Origin of the sequence: Pseudophaeobacter sp. 1A09344 (assembly GCF_041008745.1) — a bacterium.
Taxonomy (GTDB): domain Bacteria; phylum Pseudomonadota; class Alphaproteobacteria; order Rhodobacterales; family Rhodobacteraceae; genus Phycobacter; species Phycobacter gallaeciensis_A.
Genome location: NZ_JAXGFS010000005.1, coordinates 336,356 through 350,810, shown reverse-complemented (window position 1 = coordinate 350,810; position 14,455 = coordinate 336,356). Strand labels below are relative to the sequence as shown.

At 51.4% G+C, this 14,455-nt stretch carries 13 protein-coding genes, 1 tRNA gene and 1 rRNA gene; 8 read left to right on the top strand and 7 right to left on the bottom strand.

Annotated features, from left to right (window positions below):
• Positions 1 to 234 precede the first annotated feature (234 nt).
• Positions 235 to 349: ribosomal RNA gene (rrf, locus tag SM765_RS11595) — 5S ribosomal RNA — on the top strand.
• Between the two features lie 47 nt (positions 350 to 396).
• Positions 397 to 473 (top strand) — tRNA-Met (locus tag SM765_RS11590).
• A gap of 537 nt (positions 474 to 1,010) precedes the next feature.
• Here the strand turns inward: SM765_RS11590 and SM765_RS11585 are convergent.
• Positions 1,011 to 2,207: a replication initiator protein A gene (locus SM765_RS11585; protein WP_368981532.1), complete on the bottom strand. Its 1,197-nt coding sequence runs from the start codon at positions 2,205 to 2,207 to the stop codon at positions 1,011 to 1,013.
• A 311-nt stretch (positions 2,208 to 2,518) separates the two neighbouring features.
• Here SM765_RS11585 and SM765_RS11580 point away from each other — a divergent pair, with 311 nt between their 5' ends.
• The gene (locus SM765_RS11580; RefSeq protein ID WP_368981531.1) at positions 2,519 to 3,034 is read left to right on the top strand and encodes an antirestriction protein ArdA; all 516 of its coding nucleotides are present in this window, start codon (positions 2,519 to 2,521) and stop codon (positions 3,032 to 3,034) included.
• A 10-nt stretch (positions 3,035 to 3,044) separates the two neighbouring features.
• On the opposite strand, the gene SM765_RS11575 is transcribed toward SM765_RS11580, so the two are convergent.
• The gene (locus SM765_RS11575) at positions 3,045 to 3,623 is read right to left on the bottom strand and encodes a recombinase family protein (RefSeq protein ID WP_490363104.1); all 579 of its coding nucleotides are present in this window, start codon (positions 3,621 to 3,623) and stop codon (positions 3,045 to 3,047) included.
• 435 nt (positions 3,624 to 4,058) lie between these two features.
• Between SM765_RS11575 and SM765_RS11570 the strand changes: the two genes are divergently transcribed.
• The 3 genes from SM765_RS11570 (at position 4,059) to SM765_RS11560 (ending at position 6,757) form a co-directional block, all read left to right on the top strand.
• On the top strand, positions 4,059 to 4,457 hold the full coding sequence (locus SM765_RS11570; protein WP_368981530.1) for a hypothetical protein: 399 nt from the start codon (positions 4,059 to 4,061) through the stop codon (positions 4,455 to 4,457).
• Positions 4,458 to 4,522: 65 nt separating this feature from the next.
• Entirely contained in the window at positions 4,523 to 5,863 is a 1,341-nt protein-coding gene (locus SM765_RS11565; RefSeq protein WP_368981529.1) for a hypothetical protein, read from the top strand.
• A 126-nt stretch (positions 5,864 to 5,989) separates the two neighbouring features.
• Positions 5,990 to 6,757 (top strand): helix-turn-helix transcriptional regulator, encoded by a 768-nt coding sequence (locus tag SM765_RS11560; RefSeq protein WP_368981528.1) that lies wholly within the window; start codon positions 5,990 to 5,992, stop codon positions 6,755 to 6,757.
• Between the two features lie 53 nt (positions 6,758 to 6,810).
• Here SM765_RS11560 and SM765_RS11555 read toward each other — a convergent pair whose 3' ends face one another.
• The 3 genes from SM765_RS11555 to SM765_RS11545 form a co-directional block, all read right to left on the bottom strand.
• Positions 6,811 to 7,692 carry a hypothetical protein gene (locus tag SM765_RS11555; RefSeq protein ID WP_368981527.1) on the bottom strand — a complete coding sequence of 294 codons (882 nt, stop codon included), beginning with the start codon at positions 7,690 to 7,692 and terminating at the stop codon, positions 6,811 to 6,813.
• Positions 7,685 to 9,346 carry a type IV secretory system conjugative DNA transfer family protein gene (locus SM765_RS11550; RefSeq protein WP_368981526.1) on the bottom strand — a complete coding sequence of 554 codons (1,662 nt, stop codon included), beginning with the start codon at positions 9,344 to 9,346 and terminating at the stop codon, positions 7,685 to 7,687. The genes SM765_RS11555 and SM765_RS11550 overlap by 8 nt, the downstream gene beginning before the upstream one ends.
• Positions 9,347 to 9,536: 190 nt before the next feature.
• The gene (locus SM765_RS11545; RefSeq protein WP_368981525.1) at positions 9,537 to 9,947 is read right to left on the bottom strand and encodes a hypothetical protein; all 411 of its coding nucleotides are present in this window, start codon (positions 9,945 to 9,947) and stop codon (positions 9,537 to 9,539) included.
• 570 nt (positions 9,948 to 10,517) lie between these two features.
• Between SM765_RS11545 and SM765_RS11540 the strand changes: the two genes are divergently transcribed.
• Positions 10,518 to 11,024, top strand: coding sequence for a plasmid mobilization protein (locus SM765_RS11540; protein ID WP_368981524.1), 507 nt, complete (start codon positions 10,518 to 10,520; stop codon positions 11,022 to 11,024).
• Positions 11,021 to 12,682, top strand: coding sequence for a relaxase/mobilization nuclease domain-containing protein (locus SM765_RS11535; RefSeq protein WP_368981523.1), 1,662 nt, complete (start codon positions 11,021 to 11,023; stop codon positions 12,680 to 12,682). Before SM765_RS11540 ends, SM765_RS11535 begins: the two co-directional genes overlap by 4 nt.
• A gap of 10 nt (positions 12,683 to 12,692) precedes the next feature.
• Here the strand turns inward: SM765_RS11535 and SM765_RS11530 are convergent, their stop codons facing one another.
• On the bottom strand, positions 12,693 to 14,018 hold the full coding sequence (locus SM765_RS11530) for a type II toxin-antitoxin system HipA family toxin (RefSeq protein WP_368981522.1): 1,326 nt from the start codon (positions 14,016 to 14,018) through the stop codon (positions 12,693 to 12,695).
• Entirely contained in the window at positions 14,015 to 14,269 is a 255-nt protein-coding gene (locus tag SM765_RS11525; RefSeq protein WP_368981521.1) for a helix-turn-helix domain-containing protein, read from the bottom strand. Before SM765_RS11525 ends, SM765_RS11530 begins: the two co-directional genes overlap by 4 nt.
• Positions 14,270 to 14,455 lie beyond the last annotated feature (186 nt).

Sequence of the window (14,455 nt, the reverse complement as noted above, 5' to 3'; positions counted from 1 at the left end):
GTTGACCGGTACTAATCGCCCGATAGGCTTGATCTGTTCCAGTAACAGACAGTCTCATAAACACCAAAAAGCAAAACATAACTTGGACAACACGTTGATAGATAAGCCTCGCGCTTGTGGAAATGTCTTCGTGACATAACTCAGGTGCGGCAACGGGTATTTGCTTTGCAAATACCCTGCCTGCCGCTAACCAAGAAAATCCAACAAGCTGCAGGCTTGTTGGTATTTTCTTGGTTTGGTGGTCATAGCACGAGCAAAACACCCGGTCCCATCCCGAACCCGGAAGTTAAGTGCCGTCGCGCCAATGGTACTTGGGCTTAAGCCCTGGGAGAGTAGGTCACCGCCAAACCTAGTAAATACCAAAAAATCTCTCTAACGATCATAACCAACAATCTCCGCGGGATGGAGCAGCCCGGTAGCTCGTCAGGCTCATAACCTGAAGGTCGTAGGTTCAAATCCTACTCCCGCAACCAACTTCAGCGTCGAATGTCAATGACTTAACAAGCCGCCCCTCCGGGCGGCTTTGTTGTTTTTGGCGCACAGGGGCAGATTTGGGGGCGATCACTCGCAATGCTGCACAACAAATCTCAACGACTCAGCGCGAACCATTCCTGAAGTCTGCGCAGGTTTGGTGTATTCAGAATGTTCCGAAGCCACCAAAAAAGAAAAGCAAAAAATCAAAATTTCTGCACCCTCTTGGGGTGCGTTTTATTAGTTTTGGCAGTTTTAAAGGTTTTAAGGGGCCGATTCCGTCATTGTTTCAATATGATAGCATATAGTTTTGGACTTGATGTACGGCTTTGACAGAATGATGTACGGTTTTGACAGAACAATGTACGGCTCTGACGGAACGATGTACGGGATTTGACAAAAAGCAGGCGCTCTGAGGATTCTCACTGTGCATAACTCGAGAAAGTATAATTATTACAGAAGATTGCTGGGTTTGGTGCGGCTTGTTCTTCTCGTTTTTGTCAAAAATGGCGGAATGATGTACGAATGTCTGACAAAAATTACTCGAGCCCTTGAAAATCCATTTCACTATTCTCGGTTTCTTCCCGTCGCTTGATGAACAAGACTTGGCTCCCACGTCCTGGCTTGAGTGAAAGATCGTAGTCCGGCAGCGGCTCGGACACAGCATCACGAACAAGCGCCTCTATGCTTCGGTTGAATTTGCTGAGTGGGATTGTGGTCCCGCTTCGATAGTGAAGGTCCTTGACGGAGTAGTGCGCTTCACCTTGGCCTGCGGCTTTGCGAGCAAGGCGGTAGATGAATCGCGCCGTCGGTTTGGTGAGTAGGAAATAGTCGGGGTTGAGTGTGAGGATGCTCGCAGTTCCCGACGGGTTTACAACGCCGTTATAAACCCATTCTGGGATATGGATCTCAACGTGATCGATTTTGTCGCTCGTTGTGCGTGACAGCACCCGATAACGATCAATGAGGGGAAACGTCTCAGTAGCCCGTCTAGCGTCTTTTTTGAAATTGGTAATCTTGATGCGAGTGTCCTGTAGTCGATCAAGCGCTTTTTCAAGCTCGGCGTATTGTTTCCCGCCGTTTCCTCGGCGGCAGAACTTTAGAATTTGAGAAGCAGTTGGCCGAAAGACCCTTGCAGGAAGCTCAGTGTTGCGTCCCTTGCGCTTCAGCTTTTGATAAAGCCGCATTTCCTCCGCGAGGTAAGAAACCATGTTGAGAAAAATGTCGTAGTCATAAGCGTTCGCCAGGCCATTCTCAACGCCGCCTGCAATGGTGATGACACAATCTTTAAGCTCGTATCGCAAAACATCGTCGCGTCGCGTTTTGCTAAGCGAAAACGGAGCGACGTCCATAAGATTGACGTCGTCTTTGAGAGGGGCGTCGTGCAACTGGGGAACGAAAAACATCAGTTGATCATCGTTTAGAGGCGGCGGGCGTGAGAGCGCTTTATTGGCACCCGGTGGTGTCTCGCTTTCAATAAGTTGTTCAAAAGTACCTTTATGCATCGCATCAGCAAGGCCATACAAGGATCGCGCAACAATTGGGTCTTTGATCCCCTCGAGCTTGAGGTCGGCAAAGCTACGCCGACTGTAAAAGCGCCGTAAGCGGCTAAGAGCTTCTTTGGAAAGAGTTATCGGCTTTTGGCCCTTGGCCGTCATGTAAGAATGCGTGAGTTCCTGAAGATATTCATTTTTTTCGTACAGCGAAAGAGCGCCAAAGGCGCTGCGTGATAACAAGTCGGTTTTTTGAGACCCCATTGGGGCCAGTATATCGCAAGACGCGTAAACGCTCCAAATAAATATTCCAAAAACAGAATGGAAGGGGCGCGTGATTTAGGGTCCCGCTCGCTAAGGGACGTTGTCCCTGACGCAGTCAAGGCTACCCTAGCGGCGTTTCAAGCGGTTTCCCCGCCGTTCCTACACTTTGTTGCGTGCAGGGCGGGTGATCCCCCTCCGCGTGATCCGGCCTGTGCCTTTGTCTCCCCACAACTCGCCGTCGGGGCGTCGGTTGCAACATGCGCAACCGAAATCAAAAGGGAGAAAAGGAAATGGACAACCCATCAATCTACGTCGCGGACTTGGCAGCATATAACAATGGTATCCTTCATGGTGTTTGGGTCGATGCGACCCAGAGTATCGAAGACATTTGGCACGCAGTTCGGGAAATGCTGAAGGCGTCACCGTTGGAGGAGCCCGCCGAAGAGTGGGCCATTCACGATTACATGAATTATGGGCTGGTGCAGATCAGCGAATACCAAGGAATTGAAAGCGCGCACGAACTGGCTGTTTTTGTTCAGGAGCGCGGCGAACTTGGGGCGGCAGTTTTGGAGAACTTCCAGGGCGAAATTGAACCGGCAGAGAAAGCTTTAGAAGAAGACTATGCAGGCCAATATGAAAGCCTGGCGGATTTTGCCGAGCAGTTGACCGAGGACACGACAGAGGTGCCCCAGGCGCTGGCCAACTATATCGGCTATGAAGCGATGGGCCGGGATCTTGAACTTGGAGGCGATGTTTTCACGGTTGAGACAGGTCATCAGGGAGTGCATATTTTCTGGAACCAGTGAGGGAGGGGGATCACTCCCCCTTTGCCTTGCGTATTGCCCTTTGCAACGTTTTTGGATGGACCCCGAGCGATGAGGCGATCGTCTTTGGGGAGTGGGTGCCTTCAGCGAGTAGGGTTTTGGCCTCTTGGATTTGTTTGTCAGACAATGCCTTGGGCCGCCCGATTTGCTTTCCAGACTTTTTTGCCGCAGCCATGCCTGCGCGGGTGCGTTCGCTGATAAGGTTTCGTTCAAACTCAGCTAGAGCGCCCATCATGTGAAACACCAAACGGCCGCCCGAGGAGTTTGTATCGATCGCCTCAGTCAGTGAGTGAAACTCTGCGCCGCGTTCCGCCAACTGGCTCAGAATATCAATTAGATCGACCAAAGACCGCCCGAGGCGATCGAGCCGCCATACCACGAGTGTGTCGCCTGGCGCGGTGGCGGCAATCGCCTCCATGAGTCCGGTTCGGTGTTTCTCGGCCCCTGACTGGCCAAAATCTTCTATGATCGTCTTACAGCCCGCATTCTTCAGCGCGTCGCGCTGTAAATTCAGGCTTTGGTCGATAGTCGAGACGCGCGCGTACCCGATCCGCATTGATGCTTCTTTCATTGTGATTGTGCGGTTGGTTCCCGCAGAAAAGCTCAATTCATCGTTGACATAAGGGTTCCCTTACGTCCTCGGACTGCGCTCTTTCCGCTGAGTGTCCTAGTTCCTTGTAAAAGCAGGGCTTCGACGTGAGACGAAGTTGCAATTCCTGCATAGACAAAAAGGAACCCTAATGGTCGCCACAGAATGTATCACGACAACAGGTCGAATGACCAATACGAATGATCTGTTGTGAAGCCTGCGCAATTTTCCGTGCGGCAGTGATCTTGGATCATAGGGAATTCCCTAGATACGTTGCGAGCGCTCAATCCTCTACAATTGGATCAGATAGGCCGCGCGAGATCGGACCCACTGCCCATCGCAGATGTTTCAAGACAAATTGATGGACAGCAGACTGCACGACCCGCCGTAGGCCAAGGCAAATAAAGGAGAGCACTAATGGACGCTCTAGGAATTATTCTTTTTCTGGCTTTCATTTTTGGAACCATATTCTTGCTGATGAGTCAGGCAAAAAAGGCTCGCGAGATCTACGGGTTCGGGCTGATCATGAACTGGACCTTTTTGCTGATCGTCTTCAGTCTGGCGGCCTTGTTCTTTGGAGCCCTCGAAGGGACGGGCACCACTGCAGATCAAGCCTCCAACGCACTGGTGCTGAACATCACAAGCGTCGCCCTTCTAGGGTTTTCCGGTTTCATCAACGTCAAACGATCGACTGTAGGTTTTGGGATTTGGTTCACGTTTCTGCAGCTGATCGCCGCGCTTGGTATCATCGTGCCCCTGATCATGTTGTTCAGCTATTTCCGGAGCAAAAGTGTTCTGCCGGACATGATGCGGTGAACCTTCCTAACCAGCTACCCTGGGGTGGGAGGCATCCCGATTTTGGATTTCAAAGAAGGTTCCTCATGACACCATCCACCGGAGTAAAAGGCGCTTTTGCCGTTTTGACCTGCTTCTATCTTTCGACATCAACGCCAGTCCACGCGGGTGACGCTGAAGCAAATGCGCTGTTGGTTGAAGCCGTGCAGGCGATCCAGGCGGCAGAGAAGGGGTCTGCCCCTGAAGAAAGGCTGATCGCCCTGAGTGATGCCATCGAAAGCCTGGAGCGAATAATTTCCGACCATCCATCATCTGGATTGGCCGTTTCTTTGGTCACCGGGCAGTCCATCGGAAATGTTGACCTGAAGGCTCTTCAATCAGAACATGATCGAATTCAGGCCAAGGTTGATGAATTGTTCGCCGCAGAGCAAGCTGAGGCCACAGCCAAACTTGCAGCGGTTGAAGCCGCTGAAACAAAATCAATTTGGGTCGAGGAGAAGATGGCCTGCCTTCAAGACGACCAATGCTCGACATTATTGCTTTTGTCTACGATAGGAAAAGGTGGGGATGATTTCAGTTTTCTTTCTGAAATCGCAAGTATGGAAGTCTTTCAGAGCGGGTATTCTGACGAATTTTATTCTATTGTTAGGGATATGGCCAGTCAAATTGACTGGCAGGAAGACTCTCGCAACGAAAAGCGAAAGATTGGAACACTTTCAGGTCTATTTGATAGCGGTATATTTCGGGAAACCGCAAGAGACGTATTTCGAGAAAAGGAGGCGTTTCGAATTGACTATTTGCCAAAGGTCCCAGTCACGCATTGGCGAGTCCTTACCAGTGCTCCCGAGTACGCTGCGAGACTTGGTCAACTTGATAAAATGAATGAATACCTGCTTATCCTGAAGTCGGAGGGATGGATTGACAGTGTTGATGAAGAGAGGAATGAGCTTATTGGTAACTTAATGTATGGTTTGTCATACGACAAGTTGAGTGCGGGATTGAATGGTGACGAATTGGAATTCGGCAATTGGAGGGAAGAAAAGTCATTTTACAATGTCTTGGCCATGCGTGGTGACCCGGTATATGAACAATGGATTGTAAAGGCCATTAAACGACCCAGTTTTGGAGATCTATTGCAAGCTGGGCTACTGCGTGGTTGGCTTCATTACCAGTTTGGCCACGGGAATGCGGAGGATGCTTTTGATGAACTTTTGGCATGGAGAAAAAATCGTGGCAACTCATGGGCTTCAACTTCTATTTGGACCATAGCTAGACAGGTAGTTTTTGTTGCGAGAATGTACCCAGACCAGGCAACAAAAAATGCAGTCCGCGCCTTCATGCAAACTGCATTGGAGGAAGTCGAGATCGCTTCGATGGACGAAGACATGGCCAGAGTAATGTGGCGCGCATCTCGCGTGCTTCAGTGACGTAAAGTTTGATGCGGCTGGAGGGTCGACAACTGTACGTCGTATTCAAGTATACTACTCTCCGACTTGCCTTTCCTACGCAGAAAATTGTTGAAATGTCTTGCAATTGGTCCGAAGGTGTAGTGCATGAAACGGATCACTTTCATTGACCGTCGGAAAACAAACCAGATTCTTGATTTTTCCGAAAAACTGACCAAAGCAGCCACGGTTGATCTGGCGTGGTCACTCTACTCTGATGCGCTGGCGAAGCTGGGTGCGAAGAGCGCGGTCTATGGGTTCTTTCCCAAGACAGTGGGGCGATCATTGTCGTCAGAAGTGGTGGCGATGTCCTCCCATCCCGAGGAGTTTAACCGCCTCTACTTGGACGAGGGGTACATCGATCACGACCCTTTTGCCCAATATGCCATGAACGAAGATCAGCGACCCATCTCATGGTGTGATCCTCGCGCGAGCAAGTTTCGCACAGCAAAGTCAGACTTCTTTCAAAATTCCATGAAGGATTTTGGAATGGATTATGGCGTGACAATTCCAGTTCGTGATGCGTCGGGCTTCAAGCTCGGGGGAACAGGCATTTCATTCGATGCGACCTCGGAGAAACAAGGCGAAATAATTGTCGCCGAGGCGACCCCGCTGGTCGAAAACGCAGCCATGCTCTTTCATTCTCGTGTGCAGGAAGGGGACATGATGCGGCAGTTCTTTCCCTTGTCGGTTCGGGAGAAGGAATGTCTTCTCTGGGTCTCTGCAGGCCTTACTAACAAGGAGATTGCGTTCAAACTGTCCCTCTCAACAAAGACTGTTGAATTGCATATCCGAAACGCAGCCCAACGGTTAAACGCCCGAAACCGATCCCACGCGGTGGCACGGGCTTTGATTTATGAAGTGATCGACCCGTAACGGCGTAATATTAGGAGTGGCAGCAGGCAAACTACTGGCAATTGTTGCCGCGACTACCGCCCGGATAGGGGTTTCAAGAACCTTGACCGAGTAGGTTCGGCGGCAGCTTTTAGCGCCATGTCCGTATGCACGCGAGGGTCAAACGGAACTCTGGAAAGCATGTTTCCTGCTGGTACAGAACCGTCCTGTATCAACTGAAACAGAGGAGCGAAGGGGATATGAAACGTGCACAGGTCCGATCCGTCGCTTGTCCAACCATCAGCCTTAATCGTTTCCACATCGCCCGTATCATGGTCAGACTTGATGACTTCAGCGTCGTATCTACCGGGCGGCAACATATCGTCTTGCCGCGTGTCTTTGTTCCAGCAAGGCATCGGTTCAGAGGTTTCGAAGGAGAGGTGGACAATATGACTATGGACCTTGTCCACGTTCTTTGGGCCATCTTCCATCTCTGGATTTAGCCAAATCTCGCCTGTCGCTAGGTCGCATTGATAAAAGGCGTTCTCGTTTCTAATGTGCGGCAATTCCGTCCAGGGATTGAAGACGGGTGAGGCCAGAAGCCTGCATACGCTTTGAAACATCAAGGCATTTGAAAACTCAAATCGATTGTGATCTTCGAAGCTCAGAACACCTTCATTAATGTAGACACCGGCCAGGTTTTGCGTCGGGTCCTCCAAGTCAATAAAGTCTATGTCGTGAAAATCTTGTTCATGGTCGAGCTTGACGTGGACGGATGGTGTGACGGTGTGTGAAATACCGCGTTTGTTGTTCCTGATATGCAAGATTTTGTTTTTGGGGTCATAGCAAACGATTTCGCCGGGCTGGATTTCTAGTTGATATGGGTCGCCATGTCCGGTCAGGAACCATGGCGCAGCGACAGTTCTTTTTTTTGGGCTGGTTGTCAGCTTTAGGTGGGTTCCACGTTCTTCAAACATCGTCGTTGGCGTCCCGAATTCCGTATTTGAAACCCTCTGGTACACCTTTCCAGTATTCTGTCCCGCGCAGGTCAGTAGGGGCGGCAAAATTCGGCGGATTGTCAAAGCTTCCCGCCATGCCCATTAGCCGGTCATCGTCGAAATAGATTATGCGTGCTGCAAACAGCGGGCGTTTTCCTGAAAGGAAAATTAGTTGCCAGGGCGAGCCGACCCCAAGGTACTCACGGATTTCACCAGGAGATAGAAGAGGCGCCCCCGCCAGTACGACATTGTCGCTGACTGTACCATTCACGTTCAGAACGCCGAGGGCATCGCGTCCGGTGCCGCCAGTGTTTACACCGGGTACCGATACAGCTTGCGTCTTTTTCCCCAATTGCTTTTCGAGCCATTCCACGGTTTCTCCGTCCGTGACGCCGAACACGCTGACTGTGCTGCACTGTGAGACGATCGCATTCCAGTCGTCAGGATACAGGGCCTTGAGCTGGGAATGGTTTTGGATAAACAGCCAGAACCGGACGCCATAACCAGCGACTTCAGCCAGGGCACGAACCAGCTCTTTCATAGAGCCCAGAGCCGGGAATTCATCGATGATGCAGGCGACGGGAATACTTTCAGCTTTCCCGCCCTTAATCATGGCCTGATAGAACTGCCCGACCATGAGACGCAAAAATGCGCCATAATCGCCCATCTTGTCGAATGGTAAAACTACGTAAATAGTAGCCACATCCGTTTTGAGATCGCCGAAAGGCAGATCGGTGCTACCGACAGCTTCAGCAATTTCAGGTGTATCCCATATGCTCATTCCGGCGTTGATCGTAGCCAAAATGCTCGATTGCATCTTTTCGGCATATCCGATGAAACTATCCAACCGTCTCTTGGCTCCCGGTTCCGTTGAGCCGTCAGCCAACGCTCCAAGGTACTTTGCAAGAGCGGAAGGCTCTTTCCCGTTCGTCAGGTTGGAAGCGGTAAGTACATCCCGAACATCGCCGATCTGATTGCGCTCAACCGAAACGCAAGCAAGGATAACCGCCGATAGCAGATTGACTGCTTCGTCATGCCAAAATTTGCTTTCACCCGTGGGGCCATCTCCAAGAAGTAGAGAGGCCAGTCGCCTGGCGTCGCTTTCGCCCTCGACGAATTCCATCGGATTATAGGCCGAGAATGGCGACACGGGGTCAAACGGCTTCGTCACCCTGAAGGGATCGACCCGTACCACGCGTCCGTGTTTCCGGCGCTCTTCGTGCGTCAGCGCATAGTTTTCGCCCTTTGGATCGATCACTACAACGGAGCCGCCATATAGCAGAAGGTTCGGTACAATCTGACTTGTGCCTTTGCCCGACCTGGTAGCGGCGATGGTCAGCAAGTGTCCTGGTGGGTTTGACGTTACGGTGGTTACAAGCTCGCTGGATTCAAAATCGAACCCGTTCCCAAGGATCATGCAGCCGTGCCGTCGAGCGAATTTGTTTTCATTCAAAGCCATTGCTTCGGTCTCAATGGCCCTGATTTCATCACGCCCCATAAAGCGTGCGTCGCCATGAATCGGAGGTGGGTTCGCTATCAGCTCTTCGCGTTCCTTGCGGGCAGCATGATATTGCTTCCCTATCGCCGTCCAAGGCGGGGGCGTGCCTACACGCTCCTCCCAACCTTGGTCCATGCCCTTTCGGAAAGACTTTGATATGCGATACATTACACGCGTCAAGAATGACCTATTGTCCAACAATGAAACCTCTTCAACGAAATACCTCTATTGAGACGTTAGTCTTGTTGTGAAGCCAAATCCAGTTTGGATTGTCTCTCGTAGCGGTTGTGCGGTGGCCTTTTGGGAAATGTGCTTAGCGCAACGGTTACGAGAGACCACGTTCAAATGGGTGGCTTGGATCAAGATCCATCTGTTTTTGTCGCGCAATATGTTGTTTCGCCGCTTCACGATGCTCCGTCGATATGTGATGTTGCGGCCTTTGAGCAATTGCAGATAGCGTTGAAAAGCTGATTGTTTCCGGTGTGAAACCGTGCCCTGCCAGCAACGTGAATACCCCTGCAAGAAGTTCCGTGGTTTGGCTTTCGGGTAAGTCGTTCTTTCCCGACCTTGCGCGAAAACGCCATGCCCCTGGTTCGTCTTCTCGGCCCAATACGGGTGCGATCCAAGCTGTGAGTTTATTGCTTCTTTCTGTATGTGCCCGCCAGGGCATATTGACAAATACACGTTCACCGAAGGTGGCGTTGTTACTGTAAGATAGGGTTGCCCAACTACTCATGATCTTGTCCTTTGTGAGCCCTCAAATGAGCGAGGCTGGGAAAGCGTCTGGGAGGGTCACGTTCATTCTTATTGTTCTTTCGGACCAGCCTCACATGTTCTTATGGAGTGGCCAAAAAACTACAAACTGACAGTTGCAAGTATTGTTGGAAATGCACGCAGGTATGGTGGGGTGCGGGGCCGGAATTGGCAATCCGATTGATGCCTCTGGTTAATCTTCAGGGCAGCCCCGCAACGGATTATGGAGCCGGATTCGAGAAAGCCCTGACAATTTCTCTTTTGGCTGATGTTGTGCAGGATTTGCGCGAGTGGGGATGTATTGACAATTATGGGCAAAAGTTGGAGCTTGTAGCTAAGACTTTGTGTCAGAAGTACAAATTCAAATGTTGTACAGCCTTCTATAAGTTGACATCGTCGGGTTTAGCGGTAGCGTTCTTTTGAGGAGCGAGGAAGTATCTCTGTACAGAAAAAACTATTCTGTACAGGAGATATGCTCTCCCATTCGACCCGCTACGCTTACGTCTCAAGGGAATCACCTCGTCTACTCAAGCGCCGTAGAGGGCTTGGATGCATGGCACGACCTAAGGGTTCCACGAAACCCAAACACGAGAACCGCTCAGAGCAGTTGACCTTTTGGGTCACACCTGCTGAGCGCGCACGTATTTCCGCTAATGCGGAACGTGCTGGTGTCACGATGTCTGCATTCATCCGAAGCCTTGCTCTGGGTAAGCCGATGTCGCCGAAACCCAGTGTGCAGGCTAGTGAGCTGATCCGGCAATTGAACCGCGTTGGGAACAATTTAAATCAGCTCATGGACAACGCTCAGAAAAACAAGATCGAAGGTGCGCAGCACATCGAGCATGTTTTCAAACGTGTGTCCGCCGCGCTTACCTTTTGGACGTCTGGCGAAACGTCTCCCAAGGCAGTCGCGCAGGAGGCCATTACTCTTCTGGCGCACGAGGGAGCCAAGCTCAATGGCCTTGCCCATCAGGCCAACAGAGGCGAACTGGTAACTGAGGAACAGCTCCTTTCAGTTCTTCATGACCTGACGGAAAAACTCCGTCCATTCTGCCCATGATCGGCAACCCCTACAAGGGGCGGGGATTCAAAGGGCTTCTTCGGTACCTGCATGAAGGCAGAAAAGGCGAAGAAAACCCCCATCGCGTCATTTGGTCAGAGGCTCGAAACTTGCCCACTATTTCCCCTATGGTTGTTGCAGGTATCATGGGCGCGACAGCGGCTTTATCCCATCGGGTAAAAAAGCCGGTCTTCCACTTGCCGATAAGCTGGCCCCCGGATGAGCAGCCACCGAAGGATGTGCAGATGCAAGTGGCCGAAACGCTGCTCGCTGATCTCGGCCTCTCAGAGCATCAGCATTTGATCGTCGCGCACGACGATGGCGACTGCCCTCATATCCATGTTGTGGTCAACACAGTGCACCCCGAGACGGGGCGAGCCTGGAATGCTTGGCGGGACGTGTATCGGATCATGGAGAGTTTGGAGCGACAGGAGCAAGAACTCGGTCTCCGAATTGTGGACCGGCCTGATCTTGAAGAGTTGCGGTCAGGTGAGCGCGACCTCAACCGAGAGAAGGGGCCATCTCGCGAGGAAAAAAAGCGCGCGGAGCGAGAGGGCGATGCGCCGCTTTCCAAATGGTCAGAAGCAATGATGCGAAATGTTCGCAAAAACATTACCCACCACTTCAAAGAGGCGACGAGTTGGGCAGAACTGGAAGCGCGCTTGGAGGGTCAGGGTTTGCATTTGAGGCGCGCAGGTCAAGGGTTCCGCATTACCGATGGCGAGCACTTCATGACTCTTTCCAAGATCGGGAAACATGCTCGCCAAGATCGGTTGGAAAACCGGTTCCAAGAATCTTGGGAGGGCTACGAAATTGATCGCGACATCGATCGTGATGTTGCTGATCAACTTGAGCCACCTGAATCGGAGCGGCCAGAATCCATCCTTGAGGAACTGGAGCAAGGCGCAGAGCGCCAAGAAGCTCAAGCAAAGGCCGAAACCAGTGCTCGCATAAAGCACGCACTGTCTGCCGCAAGCAGCTATGCGTATTTTCGTTCCAAGGAAAAAGAAGCCGCAGAACTAGGCGCGAAACTTGTTCGTGACCAGCGAGCATTGCGGCAAAATAAATTTGTTGCTGAGCGGATCAACGATGATATCGAAAATGCCGATGGAGATGTCGATGCTGCCTGTGTTCAGTTGTACAGAAATCCCCGAGCTGCTCGAAAGGAGTTGGAGCGCCGTCTGAAGTCTGGCGAGAGCCTAAGTGAAATTGACTTGTCTGACATTGGTAAGAAGCGAGGGTGGCGGTTACTTGGGTTTAGGACAAAGGCGCGCAAGGAAGCCAATCAAGCACTGTCGAGTTTGCCGCGTTTCCAAAAAAACTTGTCACGCCTTCTCGGGCAGAAAGACGGCCACGATCACGACGGTCTCACGCTTCAAGCAAAAATTGGCGCATCAGAGGAGGCGTTTAATCGGGCTCGCGAAGTCGTAGGCCCGCGTGAAGTTCGTAATGAGCGCCGCCTTGAACTGTGGCAGGAAATGCGTGTTGCTCTGTCACAGGTCAGTGAGCGAGATATTTGGGAAGCAAATCTTCCCGAAGAAGCGCGAGAGCATCTAGCTGCCGCCTGGGGGCAGGTGGTTGAAAGTGATCGCAAGGCTGACCGAACCCGAATGCAGCGTGAAATGCAGCGAGAAACAGATGAGCGTTTGGAGCGATAAAGCCGGAGGCTTACGCATTGAGCGCTGCTAGTCCGAGTTCCAGCAAGCGATGACGTGCAGTGATACCGGCAACGATTGTTTCAGAAAGTTCTATGGGGAAATCGGCGGGTAGCTGGGTGAGCGTTGCCTCAATTGCCCTGGGTACTTGTTCATGAATTTCCACAAGGAGCCGCTCAACGAGCGTTACGCCAAAGCCCGCAGCCTTTGCCGATTGAAGAAAATGCCTTGGTGCAACCTGGTCCAAGCGATAGCGATTTCGATTTCCGACGGACATGGCCAGTTTCATTTGGCCATGCCGTACCTGGCCTTCGTCCAGTGCTTTTTGCGCCGAAAGAATATCGTACAAAGGCGTCATTACAAATCCGCTGCCAGGTCGCAGGAACAGGCTGAAGTTCTTGGCATGGCCGTCCGTTGCTCCAAGAAGCCAGAAGAGAATTTGCGCCCTGAAAAATGCTATTTGGTCCTCTGTTGGCTTGTCGCTACCCCGTAGCAAATCGATGCAGTCCGTTATCGATGGCCCGCCGTCCGTTTGATACTTTTGGCTGGGTGGCACAGCCATTGCTTGGCAAAAATCTTCCTGCGGAAGGCGAAGAAGTGTTCCCTTCTTTGTCCACTTTCGGTCAAATCGCTCAATTGAAAGCGCTCGTGTATCCTCAAAGTCCACAATATCGACTTGGGCAACGTCCGAACCCATTTCTCTGCAAAAGCGCATACAGAAGAATTCATTCTCAACGCTATCGGACAAGTTTATCCCGTTCGGTAGAACGCCAAGCTGCGTTTTGAGAATGTGGGTTGTTGGCGTCATACCCTTTGGCCTGAGCCACTGTCCGTCTTTGTAAAGCAAGGCTGACTTTTCCTGTGCGCCCGCGATTGAGATGCGGAAGTCATCCTCTTCTTCGATTCCCAGTGGTGCGGATGCTAGGTTTTTCAGGATGGCTGAAATCTGGCTGTTGGTAAGGTTATCACCTTCTAGTTCGGTGGTAGGCGCAGAGCCATCATAGTCCACAACGAACTGAAGCGCTCCGACACAGTCGCGCCCGATCTTTTCCAGCATATGGTACGCGTCAGTGCCTGAAGCATGAACTTTTGCTGCCACACGCTCACGGATTGCCTGATTGTCGGGGAGCAAGTTTTCCAAATAGGAAATGACCGACGCACCCTTATGGGCTTGCTCCGTTAGTGGGAGAGAGCGGGAGATGGGGAGGGCGTACTGCCAGTCCAGCCAGGAGTGATCATATTGAAAAGAAATCGCGCCGCTGGTGGCCATGTGGATTATGCCGACCAGCCGCCCATTGAGAAGGACGGTCAGAGGAGGGTTGCGTCGAAATGCTCTCACGAGAAAATATCCTCGATGCTGACTTCATCAGATTGACCTCTCTCTTGCACGATGAACTCAAGTTCAAGTGCGCCGAGTACACTCATAACCGTTCGCATTTGTGTTCCAGGATCGCCGTTTTCCAGCGAAGATATGGTTGCGATGCGCAGATTTGTTCGCTGACTGACATCCTTTTGCGTTATGCCTTTGGCTTTCCGCACCCGCCGCAGGGCCTCACCAATTTGCTGGGGTGTTCTGGCAACCAATTTCATCACATCTTCCTTAATTTGCGCTATAGCGTAACATGATGGAAGTTACGCTGCAAAGTAATTTTGAATTTTTTGCGCTACGGCGTAATTTCCACATGGTTACGCCTTGGCGTAACTTTTGATGGGTGTCGCTTTGAAAGGGAATTTCTGGCGAAGGGCGGAGGAGGTTGACCTGGTGCGAATATACGG

Excerpts from the sequence above, each read along its gene's own strand:
- SM765_RS11560 (WP_368981528.1), top strand. The coding sequence starts at position 5,990 with ATGAAACGGATCACTTTCATTGACCGTCGGAAAACAAACCAGATTCTT.
- SM765_RS11565 (WP_368981529.1), top strand. The coding sequence starts at position 4,523 with ATGACACCATCCACCGGAGTAAAAGGCGCTTTTGCCGTTTTGACCTGC.
- SM765_RS11525 (WP_368981521.1), bottom strand. The coding sequence starts at position 14,269 with ATGAAATTGGTTGCCAGAACACCCCAGCAAATTGGTGAGGCCCTGCGG.
- SM765_RS11540 (WP_368981524.1), top strand. The coding sequence starts at position 10,518 with ATGGCACGACCTAAGGGTTCCACGAAACCCAAACACGAGAACCGCTCA.
- SM765_RS11555 (WP_368981527.1), bottom strand. The coding sequence starts at position 7,692 with ATGTTTGAAGAACGTGGAACCCACCTAAAGCTGACAACCAGCCCAAAA.
- SM765_RS11575 (WP_490363104.1), bottom strand. The coding sequence starts at position 3,623 with ATGAAAGAAGCATCAATGCGGATCGGGTACGCGCGCGTCTCGACTATC.
- SM765_RS11535 (WP_368981523.1), top strand. The coding sequence starts at position 11,021 with ATGATCGGCAACCCCTACAAGGGGCGGGGATTCAAAGGGCTTCTTCGG.
- SM765_RS11545 (WP_368981525.1), bottom strand. The coding sequence starts at position 9,947 with ATGAGTAGTTGGGCAACCCTATCTTACAGTAACAACGCCACCTTCGGT.
- SM765_RS11570 (WP_368981530.1), top strand. The coding sequence starts at position 4,059 with ATGGACGCTCTAGGAATTATTCTTTTTCTGGCTTTCATTTTTGGAACC.
- SM765_RS11550 (WP_368981526.1), bottom strand. The coding sequence starts at position 9,346 with ATGGACCAAGGTTGGGAGGAGCGTGTAGGCACGCCCCCGCCTTGGACG.
- SM765_RS11580 (WP_368981531.1), top strand. The coding sequence starts at position 2,519 with ATGGACAACCCATCAATCTACGTCGCGGACTTGGCAGCATATAACAAT.